The organism is Paenibacillus sp. FSL L8-0340, from assembly GCF_038593145.1.
GTDB lineage: Bacteria > Bacillota > Bacilli > Paenibacillales > Paenibacillaceae > Paenibacillus_AQ.
In genome coordinates this window covers 1,880,917-1,898,517 of sequence record NZ_CP151967.1, presented here as the reverse complement: position 1 = coordinate 1,898,517, position 17,601 = coordinate 1,880,917, and the positions used below count along the sequence as shown (strand labels likewise).

Sequence of the window (17,601 nt, the reverse complement as noted above, 5' to 3'; positions counted from 1 at the left end):
TCCTGCCACAATAATAACGCTTTTTTTGGCATTTTATCTACATTAATATAGATTTTTTTGGCTTTTAAGCTATTGCAGAATACCATGAAAGGCTAATATTCGCAAAAATTCAAAACTTTTTATTTTTTTGAATAAAGCAGCGGTACTGATATGGAGCACTCAGTACCGCTGCTTCTCTGTCTCACATGCTTTTACCTTGTTCGCAGGCAGCAGATTAGCTTAGGGTTAAATCTGCCTTAGTGTTAGTTGACAGCTACCCTGGGAATCCCGGCAGCCTAATGTTTACGCCAGTGCAGCTACCAGCTCTTCAGCCTTAACGAGCGCTTCGCCAAGCTTGGAGGCATCTTTACCGCCGGCTTGGGCCATATCCGGCCGTCCGCCGCCGCCGCCGCCGCATACCGCAGCAACCTCTTTGACCAGCTTGCCGGCATGGAAACCTTTCTTCACCAGCTCCTGAGGTACTGCGACTACAAAGTTGACCTTATCGTCCATCGCTGCACCCAGCACAAGTACAGCATCAGGCAGCTTGGATTTCAGTTCATCGGCCGTGGAGCGCAGGGCATCCATATTGCCGGCTTGAACAGCAACAGCCAGCAGTTGTGTACCGCCGCCCACTGTCTTCACGCTGCTTGTCAGCTCTGCCGCAAAGGTAGCGCTTAGCTTGGATTGCAGTGACTCATTCTCACGGGAAAGCTCACGAACCTGGGCATGCAGCGCGTCAATTCGCTTCGGCACATCATTCAGGGAGGATTTCAGCAAGCCTGCTGACTGCTTCAGCAGATCAAGCTGGCTCTCCGTGAACTCATAAGCATAACGGCCGGTAACAGCTTCAATCCGGCGTACGCCGGAGCCGATGCCGCTCTCGCTGACCAGCTTGAAGATTCCAATCTGCGAGGTGTTGGACACATGGCAGCCGCCGCACAGTTCAAGACTGTAGTCACCCACCTGAACGACACGTACCACATTGCCGTACTTCTCTCCGAAAAGGGCCATTGCCCCCATCGCTTTGGCTTCTTCAATCGGCTTGCTCTCGATCACGACATCCAAGCCGCGCCAGATTTGAGCATTTACGCGATGCTCAATATCACTCAGCTCCTCCGGCGTAATTGCGCCGAAATGCGAGAAGTCAAAACGCAAACGTGCGCCTTCTACTAAAGACCCGGCTTGGTTCACATGACCGCCCAATACTTCCTTGAGCGCTTTATGCAGCAAGTGGGTTGCCGTATGGTTCTTCACGACATCCTCACGCTGCTCGCGGTTTACTTCCGCGCGGATACTCTCGCCTACCTTCAACTCCCCGGCTTCAACAGTAACCAGGTGGACATGCTGGCCATGCGGTGCTTTGAACAATCCGGTTACCTTGGCAGTGACAGAGCCACCGGTAAGCAGGCCGGTGTCACTGACCTGTCCGCCGCTTTCAGCGTAGAACGGTGTTGATTCCAAGATCACCTGGCAGTCGGTACCTTCACCCGCTGTATTGACAAGTTCACCGCCGACAATAATAGCGAGTATTTTTGACTCTGTTACGGAGTCATTATAACCAACAAATTCACTTTTAACCGTCAGATCGGCAAGTGCACCGCCCTGAATCTTCATGCTGGCCCCATCCTGGCGGGCAGCTCTAGCCCGGTCACGCTGTTCCTGCATCGCTGCATCAAAGCCTTCACGGTCAACAGTAAGTCCTTGCTCGGAAGCAAAATCTTCCGTTAGGTCAAACGGGAAGCCATACGTATCATAAAGCTTGAAGGCATCTGCTCCTTCGATGGCAGCGAGACCTTCCGTTTTTGCTTTGGCGGTAAGCTCGCCAAGAATGGCCAGACCGTCGGACAAGGTTTCGTGGAAACGCTCCTCTTCCGTACGGATGATTTTGGCAATATACTCCCGGTTGTCTACAATGGATGGATAGTACACACCCATAACCTCGCCAACGGTATCCGTCAGCTCATACAGGAACGGACGATCCAGACCCAGCGTCTTGCCGTAACGGACCGCACGGCGGAGCAAACGGCGGATAATATAGCCGCGTCCTTCATTGGAAGGAAGCACTCCGTCGCCTACTGCAAAAGTAACCGTACGGATATGGTCGGCAATTACCTTAAGCGCAATATCCTGCTCCAAGTTGTCTTTATAGGTAACTTTGGCCAGCTTCGCCGTCTTCTGGATCACCGGTTGGAACAGGTCCGTGTCGAAGTTGGAATCGACATCCTGCAGGATGGAAGCCAGACGCTCCAGACCCGCTCCGGTATCAATATTCTTATTCGGAAGCGGTGTATAGCTGCCGTCCTTGTTATGGTTGAACTGTGAGAACACCAGGTTCCACACTTCGAGCCAACGCTCATTTTCCCCGCCCGGATACATTTCCGGATCACTCATGTCGTTGCCGTAAGCTTCACCGCGGTCATAGAAAATTTCTGAGCAAGGTCCGCAAGGACCTTCGCCGATATCCCAGAAGTTCTCATCTCCCAGCTTAATGATGCGTTCTGCTGGCAGTCCTACCTTTTCATTCCACAGCTTGAAGGCTTCTTCATCCTCGGCGTACACCGTCACGGAAATGCGCTCCGGATCAAAGCCGATCCATTCCTTGCCGGTCAGAAACTCCCAAGCCCAGGTGATCGCTTCTTCTTTAAAGTAGTCGCCGATGGAGAAGTTCCCCAGCATTTCAAAGAACGTGTGGTGGCGGCGTGTCTTGCCCACATTCTCGATATCATTGGTGCGGATACATTTCTGCGAGTTGGCCAGGCGGGGATTCTCAGGAATCTCCCGGCCGTCGAAGTAAGCCTTTAGCGGCGCCATACCGGCATTAATCCACAACAGTGAAGGGTCATTATGGGGCACCAGCGATGCGCTGGGCTCGATTTTGTGGCCTTTACTCTCAAAAAACTGCAGCCATTTGGAACGGATTTCACTTGCTTTCATCATATACAGCTCCCGTCTTCTCATTAATTCGGCACTTCTGCCGGAATGCACAAAAACGCCCCTGAATGAATTCAGGGACGATTATTATCGCGGTACCACCCTGGTTATCGCCCTGCCCATATGCATGGGACAACTGCTGGCGATCGCCTTGTCGCGGCTGTTAACGGGCGCCCCCGGCGGGATTGTCCCCGCACTCCGAAATCAGCTTTCTGCCGGTCTGTCTTCCGGATTCTCGCAGCCATTACGATTGTATCCGTAACGGAATCCGTTCTCTGAGGGAGCCATGCTCCGGCGTACTTCATTTCATCAACGTTTTATCCGATTTGCATTTTAACATTTCAAGTATAGCCAGTGCCCCTAAATCTGTCAATCTCGGAGGGCAAACGACTGATGGCCACTATTATGAATGTCCTGATTCTGGACGATGATTATCATTAATCCCACTCGTCGGCTTAAGGTAATTCTATGTTGTATAATCGCTGACTTTGCATAACCAAACCATGTGAACCGAATCCGGTCCCCAATAATCCTTAACCACCTTATATGGCTTGCCAAATTTCTGCAGCCATTTTGCCTGCGCACGTTGGTAGCCACTGTCCAGGCAAAACTGCTCAATCCCTTGTTTTCCTACATATGCCATCAATTCCTTAATCAGCCTCGAGCCTACACCGAGACCCTGATAGCTTGGCAAAACGTATAAGCTTCCTAGCTCTCCCACATCATCAAGTTGATTTCCGGTGCATGAGCGAATATCCTCGTCGCAGGGTGCAAATGAAATCGTGCCGACAACCTTCCCGTCTATTTTGGCAACAAGGAAGTATATATCCGTATTCGCCGGGTTCAGAAAGGCATCAACCATTTGTTTTTTATTGTCAACTTCATGTTGAATGTCCTCCTGCAAATGCCCCAGTCCCTCCTTTTCGAAGGCATCTGAAATTGTAGATTTAAAAAGCTGAGATACAAGTCGTCTATCGCCTTGAGTGAGCGTATGTATGGTTAACTGATTAGTCCTAGCCAATGTAAAAATCACCTCTATATTAATTTAACACTTCTATGTTATACAAATGCCCAAATTAATCCACTCCATCTCTAATATATAGATCGAATGTAAGATTCACTCATTTGGTCGAGGACGTAACTACGGTGAATATTTGGACTTCCGGCCGCTGTTGTCGTAAGAATTTCTTGATTGTACCCGCTAAAATATTCTCAAAGAAAGCAACCTTTCGCGCCCATAGTAAAATAGCACTACACTTGAAGTATTGCTGTTGGTGTCAATGGTTCCTATTCTCTCTAGTAAGTGTCTTTATAAGTTCTTGACGGAAACAACTTTCCTGACCGAATCACCTTTTCTTCAATCCGCATGAACAGCTTTAATTTATACTCTGCTGTTTCCTGTGGTGAGAAGTGGATGCTTTCGATCTTGGAAAAGCTCTGTGCCGCACTTTTAGTCCAGACTACCTGCATCATAGTTCTCTGTTTCTTATCATATCGATCATTTGCTTAGAAGAAATTATTGAACCATGCATAATATCCCGTTTGGACTCTTGGATCATTTCTGCAATTTCAGGATCAGCATCAAGCTCAGCAATTTGCGCAGCCGAAAGAGCATCTGAGTTGTCCTGAGACTGGATTAATTCGAACACTTCATATTCTGTGTCATTGATTACAATTACAGGCTTCTGACGGTCATTCATAAAAGAACGATACACTTTACCGCTCTTATCCTTTAATTCCAGATACATGCTCATCAACTCCTTTGTTCAATATTATACCCTGAATTCGGATACACGGATACAACGTCATGATATAGCAAAAGACTGATAATCCCAATGTAGTACATGTAGTAAATATGTAGTAACGCCGATAATACTGAATAACACATCTTAGTTCTCAGCAGCAATATATGCTTTATTTTTACTCTGGTTAACACTATACAAGACCCCATAACACACCAAAAGACCCCCGCTCCATACTTCGGGAGCAAGAGGTCGCAGGTTCAAATCCTGTCGTCTCGACCATACATATAGGCTAAAGCGGGCTGTCGCATAAGTGTTTTTCGAGAAACGGGACAGTCCTGTTATTAAAAAGAGACCATAAAAAGATAACAGACCAGCGATTCTCCCGTTACTGGAGAATCGCTGGCCTGTCTTTTTGTCATTGGCTGCTTTGCTTTACCAAATTATGGGTAGGGGGAAACTACCCGACTTCGAGTTTTAGTTCATAGTTCATTGGATGCTTGAGTCCTCGTATTCTAGCAACTACGTTATGGATTAAACCCCATGCCCGTTATTGAGCTTGCCCAAGCAGCCTGAAGATAACCGTTGCTGCTTCAGCTCTTGTGGCCTGGCTGTCCGGCGCAAACTTGCCGTCCGGCATTCCGCCAATCACTCCGCTCTTGCTCATGTCTTCCACGGCATCAGCCGCGTAGGATGATACTTGATCAAGATCAGAAAATGACACAGGGGCAGCATTGTTACTGGTATTAGCATTGACACCGGCATTCGCCGCACCGCTCAACGAAACGTTTGCAAGCTGTGTCAGACGATGCAGCATGACGGCCATTTCCTCACGGGTAATCTCCTCATTCAGACCGAAGGTGCCGTCCGGCTTCCCCTTAACAATGCCCAGCTTCTGGGCGCTGGCAACCGCTCCGGCATACCAGGCCCCCTGCTTCACATCTGTAAATGTGCTTACGACTGACTCATCAACCAGGTCGAACGCATTCATCAGGATCTTGATGAACTCTGCACGGGTGACGTTGCTTGAGGGATTAAAGTTATCCGCATTTGTTCCTTGGATCGCTCCTCTGGCCGCGAGTGCTTCGATGCTGTCCACTGCCCAGGCTGCAGTTGCAATATCCTTAAATGAAACATTCGAGTAGTGTGTTGCGTAACTTCCGCTCCGGTTGAGATTGAATTCCAGTGTCCCGGCAGCGGCGTTGTATTTACCGCTCTTCACAATTTCCAGCTCGCGCTTATCATTGAGATAATAGGCCACTACCCTGTTAGGGTTCTCACCCGGCTTCAACGTGTACGGCAGTGCGAGCTTGACGCCCTTCGCCTTTAGTACGGAGGCCCGAACAGCAGTCCCGTCAACACTCAGACCGAAATTGCTGAGCATGTTCACTCCCAGCAGCGCGCTTGCCTGCAGCGGTAAGCCTGCCGGATCTATAGCGCTGACAGAAATCTCCAGCTTATTACTCTTCCCGTCGGCATAGACTTTCAGGAAACTCTCGTTCAATAGAATGTCCGCCACTCCAGTCTCAATCTTGACTGTGTGCACACCTTGTGCCGCCATGAGCGCTTGCAATGGAAGCTCAACTGACAGCTGCTTCATGCCTGCCGCCGCTTTAATGGATACTGTCAACCTGCCATCTGTTATTCCCTTGGCTGCAGCTTCAATATTCCCGGCTGTCAGCACTGCCTTGACCGTTCCGTCAGCTCCGGCCACCGGTTGCAGCACAATGCTGCCTATGCTTACGGCAGCAGGTGCTGCTGTCGGCGCCGCGCTTGGCGAAGGCTTCGGCGTCGGGACATAAGTCTCGGACCCGGACGCCGGAGTTCCCGGCGTAGGTGCCGGTGTCGCCGAAGGCAGCGGCGATGCTGATGGCGTTGCCGCCGGAAGCCGCTGCAGACCGGCAACCGCTGCCGCAAGCCTGCTTAACGCGGCGTCGATTCCCGCCTGGTCAGCCGTTCCGCTCTCCAGCAGCGCAGCCGCAGCGGCTACAGCCTTCTGGAGCGCCGTCCAGCTGTCCGGTGTATACAGCCCCTGTTCCAGCTCCAGCACTTCCTTCAGCTTCGCCTCCAGACCGGTCGTGATCACCGGCGGAGTTACGAAAGCCAACGTCAGTGTATACGTCCGGTTCGTCGTTTTGTCCGCAGCCGTTACGGTGACCTTGTATCCGGTCTGGAGCTCCGTTGCAACGGTTATGCCGTCACTTCCATATACGGCAAAGGTTACGCCTGCCGGAACTTGCAGCCCTTCCTTCAATTCCGTCAGCGTAGTCGTCTCCGGCACGATGATTTCTTTCGCTACCTGATCGACAACGCCGCCGGGAATCGTGATTCCGCTGATCAGCGCATTGCGGCCTTCCACCGGCTGCAGCGCTTCAAAGGCCGCTTTTAAAGCTGTATAAGCAGCATTAATGTCACCTTCGGTCGAAGCCCCGTTCTCGTACACAGCTTGAGCCGTTGCAAGTGCAGCATGCAGCGTCTCCCACTGCCCCGGCGCAGCGGTATAGTTCTCTTCATTCACCGCCGGATCTGCGGCCGTATCAATAGCAGTCTTCAATCTTGTCTTGTCATACTTCACAAATATACGGCAGCTTGCTGATAGCTCTGTTCCGGCTACCTTGCCGGAAATCATGAAGTCTGTAGCAATCGTAAGCTTGTTAAGCGGAATGTCCTCCCACTGCACATCTGCCATGCCCTTATTCCCATTCGCATAAGTTACCAATACTTTGGACGGCAGTGCAGGAACTACCCCTATCGTCGTATTTACGGCAACCTGCTCTATGCTTACAATTTTGCCGAATGTGCCCGGATCGGGCGTTTCTCCCTCCGGCTTGGCCGAGATCGCGCGCCATTCCTTGACTCCCGTGAAAACACTCGCAGATTGTTTAACCAGCGTCAGCCGCAGCTTATCCGTTTCCACCTTATCAAAGGTTACATCGTTAAACTTATCCTTCTCCTTGCCCTTCTCACTCAGGTTGGTGACAGGGACAAATTTACCGGCTGCCTCATCCCAATAGTCAAGGCTGTAATCAGCTGGCACCTGCACGCCGCCGCCGTCATCGAAGAAATATATCGAGCTGCCGGAGAGGCTTACCTTCTGCTTCCAGGTATATTGCAGCCATTGATTGTCCCCTGATCCGCCCCAGTTGCCGTACTGTGTTTCTATTGTATTATCACCTAAACCAGTAGAGAAAAGCGGAATATATCCATCGTTAACCGCATATACCGACTCCCAGGCCGAGGTGTATGAAGCGCTCGGCACAGCCAGCAGCGCCGCATTTCTGTAGCCGAGAGTACTAAAGGCTATACGCAATTGGTCGGTAGTAGCCTTCACTTCATCCAGAGTGTAGTTTCCTTTGCTCAGTAATGTTTTAGCCGCAGTTAATGCGGTCTGCAGTTGCTGCCAGGATTCCGGTGTGAAGTCGCCGGAATTCCGGACAATTTTCCCTTGCGCCGAATCCCGGTCTGCGAATTTCGCAACCATATCGGCCAGTTCAGCCGTTGCTATGAACACGGACACAGGAACTTCTACGACCGTTTGCTTGTCTCCATCGCTGACGGTCAACTGATACTTATATTCACCTACAGTCTTGAAGGTGGCTTTCAAAACAGCCTGATCGAGCGCACCCTCTTCGACCTCGCCATCACCGGATATTTTCTCCCATTGATAGGTCAGCTTGCCGCCGGGCAGACCGTCATCGTAAATTTGGGGAACCACAGCCAGAAGTTCATCCTGCTGCACCCGTACCGGGGTATCTACCGTTACCTTCGGTGCCTGATTTACTGCTGGCGTAACCGTCAGTCCGTTATTGTAGATTTGAATTTCTTTGATCCCTGTTGCAAGTTCGAGTGCATGGGTCACACTGACACGAATCGCTGTCGTATTAACTTTCTCGAACTCCACATTGTTATAGTTGGAAGCCACAACATCCGGGTATCGGAATTGCCCTTTCACCGGGCTCCAGGTTATGCCGTCCGCCTCCAGATACTCGACACCAAACGTCTGCGGTGTACCGTAGCCATCCAGGAGACGGTTATTGTAGAAATAGACCTTCACATTATCTACGGGCTTGGCGGCGTCAAAATTAAACGTGACCGTATCGGCAGGATTCGGCGAACCACCGAACAGAGCCGTGTTGGACGTGTGGTCAATGGAAGCTATCGTCGAGCCGTCCGCCAAGCTTTTAATGCTTGAACCGCTCTCGATATACGTCGATTCGATCGTCGTTCCGGCAGCAGCGGCCAGATTCTCGCCGCTATTGACAATATCAACGCCTGCCTTGTTGAACATATCCACCGTTTTTGCATTCGTTGCCAGTGAAGTATCATCAGCCTTGGCTAGAGGGGTAGCGCTGCTTTTTTCAAACAACACTTGCGTCTTAGAATTGTCACCAACCGCTCCGGCAACATCACCCTTAGGCATTTCCACCTTGCCAGTCGCCGTATCATAAATAAGATGTGACATTTCATTCGTGGTCATCACAAGCTCACCGTTAATGAACAGCGAGAAGCCGGACGGAATGTCTTGATAAGGCAATTTTTTGTCCCCGGTATATACCTTAGGGTCCTGCCAGACGATCGACAGATCCGCATCATGATACCGCACATTGTCTACCGCAAAATGGTCATATTCGACATTGATCGGCCACAGCTCGATCTTGTCGTCCGTTCTCGGCTGAAGACCTGCCATATCCTCCAGTACGGTGTAATTCATCATGCCCAGCGTATCGTGGTGAATCCAAGCCCGCACCATTTTGCCGCTCGGGTTCGGAGGATTCTCCTTTGTCCACGGCGTTCCGAAGAAATAGTCCTCCAGCCAGAAGAATTCATTGGAATCGAGGTGATCCGTATTGCCCGTCTCCACCGTATGCAGCCATGCACCCCAGTCGAACAACGTTTTGTAAGTATCACTGTTAATATTGTCCACAGGGTAATGGCGTAAGGAAGCACGGACAGTATTAATGTAGTTGCCGAAGTTGCACCAGGCGAACTGGTCGGTGCCGAAGGCATCCGTCTTGCCATTCTTGAAATCCTCCACCCGTTTCATAATGCTGTTCTGATCCGCTGTGAAGAACGGAAAGATCGGATAATAATCAGGATCAGCGTAATCGGTCAGCTGGGTCAAATATTTAGCCTGAAAGCCCTCCTGTCCTTCTGTAGGCACAACGCCGAAGTTGAAGACGAACATGTTGTTATCGCGCCACGGGTTGAACACATCCTCTTTACCGACAACCTTTTTATGCAAAAAGCTGCCTTCGCCGTTCGTATCTGCTTTGCCGTCTCCGTCAAAGTCCTTACCGTCAAACCACATATCGTTCAAAATCGTACTCTGAATCTTCCCGGCAGTTTCATTCATCCGGGTCTCATTCGCCGTATCCCCCAGCTGCTTATACATTTGGGCTGTGGCCACTGCATTGCCATAAGTAGTCGCAGAGCCGTCCAGACGGGCATTGTTGCCGTTGCCGTTCCAGTGCATGGAGACGGTGTCACCGTCATTTCCAGTCATCGGGCCGTGGTTATAATAGACGAGATTCGGATCATTGCCCTTGAAATGAGCCAGTGTGCCGGTCACGTCATTGGCTGAGAAATCAGCGAATTTCTTCAGGATTTCCGAACCGCCACCATAGATTTTGTACGCTTCCCAGCCTACCTGCGAGCTGTTCTGCATCATATCCCAGGTCCAGATATTGGGCCGTCCGGGGTTGTTCTTGTAATTCTTGTTCTCGGAATATTCGCCCTGCGCCAGCCAGGTCCCATAGGCATAGGACGGATCGCGGAGCCACTTCAGATCCTGCAGCGCCCACGGCACACTGACGGTGATGCCGTTGTTGTAGCCAAGCACACCCTCCATATTCATCGGGAACTGCCAGTCATTGCCGGGAATGTTGGCATCCAGGATATTAAAGCGGTTACACCACCAACGGTAATAGAGCACTTTTTTCACATTTTCATCAGGGACATCAATATACGGGATATTATCCGCCCACCATTCATTGTACTCCTTCACCTGGGTGGAAAAGGCCTCATTGTTGCCGGCCGCAGACTTGAACTCCTCATACTGCGTTTTGGAGCCGGGAATTTCATCCGCGAGCCAGCCCATAACCACCTTCTGGTCAAGCGTCCCACCCGCAGGAACGGTAATCTCTCTGACCAGCTCATTCCCGGCAGGAGTAAGTCCGGTTCCGCTAAGATGAACATCCACATATGACATCGCTTTCACAACTTTCTGGCCGGACTTCCCGATCATCAGCGGAGCCGCTACCCGGTCACCGATCAACTCATCCCCCTCTGCCCTGGAAACAAACGGAGATTTGACCTTCAGTGTCAACTGGATGTCGCTTGCCGTGGGATTCTTGAATTCCAGCAGTGTTACTGCACTGTTATCATTCGAAATAAATTTGCGCTGGTTAATCTCCAGTTCCCCGCTACGGTAGGTTTGGTTCTCGTGGCTGGGATAATTTTTCCGGGCAGACTGATCCTCCGTAACCTCTCCCGTCGAAAGAGAGAGCGTATACATAACATCCTGGTTCAACGTATCCGCATAATACACGCTCCCGGCAAAACCCAGCTTCGAGTTGTCCTGTGTCTTCATGTACAGGGCGCTGCCCCGGCTGAACAATGTATTAGCGCTGGCATCATCATTCCCATTATCATCAGGAATCACGCCTTCGTTCACGAGCAATGAATCCAGCCAGGGCAAATCGGCATTATCTTTCTTAAAGGCATCAAAGTCAAAATCCTCAATCGTCTGCATCATTTCCCCGACGGTAGCTTTGCTGAAATCAATTCCTTCCGGGGTAGTGATGTTCCCCGCCTTCCACTCCGGTTTCCCGTAATCGGTTCCTACACCCTTATGATCGAAATCTGTCGTATAATTCGCCGATGCCGGGACGATCGCGCCATTTAGGACTACGGCAGCGCAAAGCACTGCCACACAAGCCTTCCCTGACCGCTTAGTCTTTCTCATAACTTGTTGTCTCCTCCTTTTTATCCCTTGATTCCTGTCAACGCAATACCTTCCACAAAATATTTGTTGCCAATCAGGAAGAACACCAGGCAGGGAGCCGTAACGACCAGAGCGAGCGCCATAACCTGTTCATAATTCGGAATGCGCATTCCGTTCACAATATACAGACCCATTGGCAGCGTATAATCCGCTTCCGTCTTCAAATAAATCATCGTATAGAAAAATTCATTCCAGCAGTTGATGAAGCTGAACAGGGCCACAACAATCATGGCCGGACGAATGAGCGGCAGCATGATGCGGGAGTAAATACGGAAATAACCCGCACCGTCAATCTTAGCCGCTTCACTGAGTTCAAGCGGAATGGTCGTGAAAAATTGCCGGAGCAAAAAGACAAAGTATGCATTGCCGCCTGCGCAGAAAAATGCGGGAATAATAAGTGCTGGCTTGCCGGCCAGCCCCAAGGAGGTATACAGGGAATATTGCGGCAGCAGGGTTACAGCGCTTGGCAGCATCATGGTGCTGATTACGAGCACGAACCACATCCCGCGCAGCGGGAACCGCAGCTTGGCAAAAGCATAACCGGCAAAACTTGTGGTCAGCACTGTTCCGATTACATAAGGCACCACAATCGAGACTGAGTTCCAGAGCTGCCGCAGAAACTGGATGCGCTCAAGCCCCAGCCGGAAATTATCAAAGCCCGGCTCACTGGGGATAAATACTGGCGGGCGCGCCAGAATCTCTGAATGGTTAACGAATGCGCCGCGCAGCAGCCAATAAAGCGGAAAGGCGAATACCAAAGCGAGCAGGCAGGAGAGTAGGATGAGTATGACGTTCACCGCTTTTGTTTTGTTCTTTGCTCTCTTAAGACTTGAATATTTTACAGTCGCAGATACAGCCATTATCTCACCCGCTTTCTTTTGCCCATCGAATCATCCTTCTTGAGCGCGCCCTGGAAATAGAACAGAATAACCGTAATGACCAATGTGATCAGGAAGACGACCCAAGCCTCAGCAGACGCCAGCCCGCGCATCCCCACCTGCACAAAGGAATGATCATAAATCATAACATTGATGAAATAAGTCATCCGGTCCGGTGCACCGTTTCTGGATAACACCACACTCTGGGTATAAATCTGGATAGAGGTCATCATGCACATAATCAATTGGAAAAAGAGTACTGGCTTGATCGTCGGGTAGGTGACCTTCTGGAACTTGTGCCAGGCATTGCCCCCGTCCATCTCGATCGCCTCCAGCAGTTCACCGGGAACGTCCTGCAAGGTAGCAATGAAGACAACAATCGTGCCCCCGCATGTCCACAAGCTCATAATAAACAACGTCTCGAAGATCCGCACCGGGTCTGTCAGGAAGTCTAAAGGCGCTATGCCCAGCTGCAGCAGCAGCCAGTTGACCAAACCGCCCTTGGCCTGATTCTGCAGCAGCATCTGCCAGACAATCGTGGTCGCCAGCATCGGAATGACCGAGGGCAGGAAGAAGACCGCCCGCAGCATATTTCTGCCGAGAAACTTGCGGTTCAGCAATAGCGCGACCAGCAGACAGAAGGCAATAACAAGCGCTACGTTGATAAAGGCGTAAATCAGGGTGACCGTGATTGATTTTTTGAACTCGGAGCTTGGATTGCTGAAAATATATCTGAAGTTGTCCAGCCCGATCCATTCCATCACCTGCCCGCCGCTCATCACCGTGATTTTGTGAAAGCTGTAGAACAAGCTGGCCAACATCGGATACAGGGTCAGCACCAAAAAGCCGATAATCGCGGGTGCTGCAAATAAATATCCGGCGACCGCTTCCTTGGTGGCGCCTTTGGCAGGCTTTTTAACATAGTTGGGTGCCGTGCCGGTCTTGCTCTCTGGATTCATAAGCCATAGCCCTCTCTTTGAAAATAAGCTTTAATTACGAAACCTTTCCGCTTTCCCACAGTTTCTTAATCGTTGGCATAATCTCATCGTAGATGTCCTTGACGCTCTTCTGACCGGTCAGCGCCTTGTCGATGGATTTCTCGTATTCCGTATTCATCTTAAGATAAGCCGGAACATAATAAGCAGGCCACTGTGCAATGGAATCCTTGGTTGTGGAATAACTGAGAATCGTTTCTTTGGCACTTGCCGGAAGATCGGCAGTCCATTTCTCAATGAGGGCAGGGTCGGTATACCAGTCGGCTTGGTTAGGCAGCCATGCTCCGCTCTTGAGCAGATCCAGGGCATTCTCCGGGTTCACCATGTAAGCGTAGAATTTCTTGGCTTCCTCAATATGCTTGGAGGTATTGTAAACTACCAGTGGAGCACCTGCGTTCATCGTTACGGCTTGCTCCATCTTTGGCAACACACCGACACCGATATCATCGTTGCCTTTGATGTTAGCCAAATCCCACGAGCCGCTGACCGCCATCGCATAGCCGCCGCTCAGCGCATCAATGACCGAACCGGCGCCGGTAGTCCATGAATAATTGAAGGGCGAGGCTACCTTGTCCTTGTTGATAAGATCGGCCAGCTTCTGGATACCCTCAACCGATTTGGGCGAATCCCACAGAAACTCCTTGCCGTCCGGGGATACAATACCGCCTCCGTTCGCATTGGCTGCCCAGAAGTGATGGAACTCACGTCCTGCGGTAAACCCGATGCCGTAATTCTCTGTCAATGAAGCGTTGAACCCCTCATCTGCGGCCGTTTTGCCTTTGGTATCAGTGGTCAGCTTCTTGGCATTGCTCACGAAGGTGTCCCAATCCCAGGCATCCTCAACCTTGGATGGCGGATAGGCGATGCCCGCAGCATCGAACTTTGCTTTACTGTAGTACAGCAGCTCCAGTTGGTTGGAGAGGCCGACACCGATAACTTTTTGCTGCGGAGAATGGATTGTAATCGCTGCCAATTTCTCAGGTATTGAACCATCGGCAAGCAGGTCACTAATGTCCTCGAGAATGCCCATTTCATTGTACTTCTGAATATCCCCCTCGCCCATGTAGCTGATATCCGGCAGTTGATCGGAGGCTAGGCGGGTCTGAATGAAAGTATCAAAGGTTCCGTCAGCCGGCAGCACTTGCGCATTGATCTTAACTCCGGTGTCTGCTGTATATTTCTCTGCAGCCTCTTCCACCAGCTTCTTCTGCGCGTCATCGCCCCAATACAATAGTTCAAGCGTAATATCCTTGCCGGACGTGCCTCCCTTATCATTCGCGGCTTTTTCTGTGGCTTTGGCGGCATTGTTGCCCGTGTTTTTCTCTCCTTTCCCCGAACAGCCGGCCAGCGAAGCGAAGACCATTGTTAATGCCAGTGATAGAACCAGAGTGCGTTTACCAAACTTCATGTTTGTTGCCTCCCTTTTCTTTTAAATCTATATAGAATGAACTTGTGAGACCTAATGTCGATTTTCCAAGTTCACTTATATTTATTTCGATTATACAAAGTTAAACGTTTAATCTAAAAGCTTCACGGGTTTGTCCGTTAGGTAGCCTGTCCCATTCTGCCGCTTCTGCCGGCGATTATGGACAAGCGCTGAAGACGCCGCCTTGAAGTCTTACTTGGCGCTGCAGCTGGCCTTGCCCGGAGCGGAAACCCACCTTGTCTTCAAGCAGCAGGTATCTGGAAGGGTACGCCGCATAGCTCGTAATTGTCCAGCCGTCCGCCTCTTCGGTAACATAACCGTTAACACAACGCAGCTTGCCGCTGCTGTCTCTATAGAGGTAGGCGGTTGTCCCAAAGCCCAATAAGTAGGCAACCAGCTCTTCACCCATGTCCCAATCATCTCCGGATACAGTGGAGAACAGCGAGGCGAATAACGGATCACTGCTTGCTACAAATACCGACTGTCCGAACCTGTTCCTCGATAGCTCCGGCATATTCAGATTAGGTGCAGCCACACTGTAAGTTGAGGCCGCCTCTCCCGGCTGCAAGCGGCGCGGAGTGGAGCGCACATTCCAGTCATAACAATTGAACACGGCCATTGTAGAACGGTAAGCTGCCTCCAAATATTCGGGATTGCCCAAATGCTCGTAGGCAACCCGCGCCGAGCCGGATACTAATCCCCCCCATAAGGAATGGATCATGGAAGACAGGGCTTCCCACCAGCGGTCCGGGTTCTGGACCCTGTAGTCATTACTGAACCCGATGTTCGCCAGAATCAGCTGTCCGTAGCGTTCCGCTTCGTCCAGATTCCCAAGATGGCACAGCGTTTCACAGGTAGGGCCAAACCCTGCGTTATCATAGAAGTGTTCCGTAATTGCCCCGCCGTATTGCTGTACTTCTGTCTGCAGATTCCGGCCGAACTGCTCCCATAACTGCTGTAATTGCTCCTGCCATTCCACAAGTCCCTCTTCCTCAAGTGCCTGCAGCAAGTCTTGAATATATAGGGTGAAAATGCCGTTCAGCCCCGCCTCATCCTTCTCTCGCTGCCTGGAATGGCAGTCCGGGTTCAGACGCAGGCATATCACTTCGGCAGCCCACTCCAGATAAAGCCGTGGCGGATGCAGCCTCAGCAGCGCAGCATCCATTCTCGACAGCAGGTAGAAAACATGCGCAATATAATCCAGATCATAAATCCGGTAGAACCCTCCATACAAGGGGCGCGGCCGAGTGAAATCGCCATCCTCGAACCAATGGAGCTTCATATCCAGCACTGCAGCAGCCTCGGCCTTCTCAACCTGCTCCGGCACTGCCGCCGACATGCTGTTCTTCATCAGAAGGAAGGTCAGCTTGCCAAGTGATTCTCCCTGATTGGACAAGGGACGGAAAGCGTAGGGGCGTCCGACTCCATCTGCGCTTCCATAGCTATGGGCTACCAGCCATTCTGCCCGTTTCTCCAGCATAATGTCGATCGGCTCCAGCACGTTCCACACCAGGATGTCGCTGCGTCCGTCTTCAAACACCAGCTCAAGCTTGTGCTCACCAGGCGCCGGACGAAGCAGCGTAAGTGTGTACCTGCCATTCTCTCCTTTTACCGGAATCGCCTGATCTGTAATGTCTTCGCGGCGGATCTCCTCCGTTCCAGGTGGAGCGCTGAATAGGCGGATTTCACGTATAGACTGTTCCTGCGTTATCCCAACCTCAGCCTGGAAGATTCCGCCCTGCGTCAGCACAGGCGTATAGCTCCAGTGCGGGTGGCCAAACGCAGCTCCCTGGCGGTAGAAATCATCCTGATCCTGGCAAGGGAGGAATACATACTCCCAGCTGGAAGTCTGCCCGGGCTCCAGATCCAGTGCATGGTAAGCGTTACCATAGATCCAATCCGCAGCTGCTGAGGCGGGCATTGAAGCTCCATCCTCCACCAGCGACAGCCGATGATACAGCAAGCCGTCCAACGAAGGTGATACCTGCTCAAGAAAGCGGTTACTATAACGGCAATAGGAGCCTGCCGTGACTGTTCTGCCTCCAGTCTGATAAATACCCAAGTGTGGCGCCTCATTGCTGCGCCTGATAGCGGCGAACTTGGTGAAGTCTCCGCCCAGATGAGTGAACACTGCACACGATTCACCCATATTGCGCAGCACGTTCTCATCCCTGAACATGATATAGGCCAGCGAGAACCATACATGCAGCCCGTTAATCCGTACAGCTTGTGCGGAGCGGTTGGACAATTCGATACTCCACCTGAAGCGTTCCTCCTCCAGTGTATACACGAAGCGGATCGTTACCGGAAAAACATCAAACTCAACAGCAGCACGATGCTCTCCCTCCTGGATCACAATCGGCTTAAGATCCACACTGCGTATGATCTTCCCATTCAGTTCGAGCGTCCATTCCCCGAACAGCTTATCCTCGTCTTCATATCCTGCCTGTTGCAGATAAACGGGATCAACCACCCAGTTCATTACGGCGGGATCTTCCTGCATAACCAGGGACTGCATGGCTCCCCGGGCGCTAAGCTCCATTCTGTATTTTGCATTGCTGAGAAACGTCATCGCCATCACCTCTTTCGCGTCCTGCCTCATAATCTAAACGTTTAGATAAATGAAAAAAATATGATGTGAGAC

At 51.0% G+C, this 17,601-nt stretch carries 9 protein-coding genes; 1 reads left to right on the top strand and 8 read right to left on the bottom strand.

What is annotated here, in order from left to right; all coding sequences use genetic code 11:
- Positions 1-282: 282 nt before the first annotated feature.
- Positions 283-2,916: an alanine--tRNA ligase gene (gene alaS / locus NST07_RS08580; RefSeq protein ID WP_342481931.1), complete on the bottom strand. Its 2,634-nt coding sequence runs from the start codon at positions 2,914-2,916 to the stop codon at positions 283-285.
- Here alaS and NST07_RS08575 point away from each other — a divergent pair.
- A complete protein-coding gene (locus tag NST07_RS08575) occupies positions 2,891-3,175 on the top strand; it encodes a hypothetical protein (RefSeq protein ID WP_341091112.1) in 285 nt (94 codons plus the stop codon). The genes alaS and NST07_RS08575 overlap by 26 nt on opposite strands.
- Positions 3,176-3,379: 204 nt before the next feature.
- On the opposite strand, the gene NST07_RS08570 is transcribed toward NST07_RS08575, so the two are convergent.
- From NST07_RS08570 to NST07_RS08540, 7 genes are all read right to left on the bottom strand, one after another.
- Positions 3,380-3,946 (bottom strand): GNAT family N-acetyltransferase, encoded by a 567-nt coding sequence (locus tag NST07_RS08570; protein WP_342481374.1) that lies wholly within the window; start codon positions 3,944-3,946, stop codon positions 3,380-3,382.
- 436 nt (positions 3,947-4,382) lie between these two features.
- Positions 4,383-4,661: a hypothetical protein gene (locus NST07_RS08565; RefSeq protein WP_341091108.1), complete on the bottom strand. Its 279-nt coding sequence runs from the start codon at positions 4,659-4,661 to the stop codon at positions 4,383-4,385.
- Between the two features lie 544 nt (positions 4,662-5,205).
- Positions 5,206-11,619 (bottom strand): S-layer homology domain-containing protein, encoded by a 6,414-nt coding sequence (locus tag NST07_RS08560; protein WP_342481373.1) that lies wholly within the window; start codon positions 11,617-11,619, stop codon positions 5,206-5,208.
- A 20-nt stretch (positions 11,620-11,639) separates the two neighbouring features.
- On the bottom strand, positions 11,640-12,518 hold the full coding sequence (locus NST07_RS08555; RefSeq protein ID WP_076113582.1) for a carbohydrate ABC transporter permease: 879 nt from the start codon (positions 12,516-12,518) through the stop codon (positions 11,640-11,642).
- Positions 12,518-13,495 carry a sugar ABC transporter permease gene (locus NST07_RS08550; protein WP_052091926.1) on the bottom strand — a complete coding sequence of 326 codons (978 nt, stop codon included), beginning with the start codon at positions 13,493-13,495 and terminating at the stop codon, positions 12,518-12,520. Before NST07_RS08550 ends, NST07_RS08555 begins: the two co-directional genes overlap by 1 nt.
- A gap of 34 nt (positions 13,496-13,529) precedes the next feature.
- Entirely contained in the window at positions 13,530-14,939 is a 1,410-nt protein-coding gene (locus NST07_RS08545) for an extracellular solute-binding protein (RefSeq protein WP_342481372.1), read from the bottom strand.
- 175 nt (positions 14,940-15,114) lie between these two features.
- Positions 15,115-17,559, bottom strand: a complete 2,445-nt coding sequence (locus tag NST07_RS08540; RefSeq protein WP_342481371.1) for a hypothetical protein — start codon at positions 17,557-17,559, stop codon at positions 15,115-15,117.
- Between the last annotated feature and the right edge of the window lie 42 nt (positions 17,560-17,601).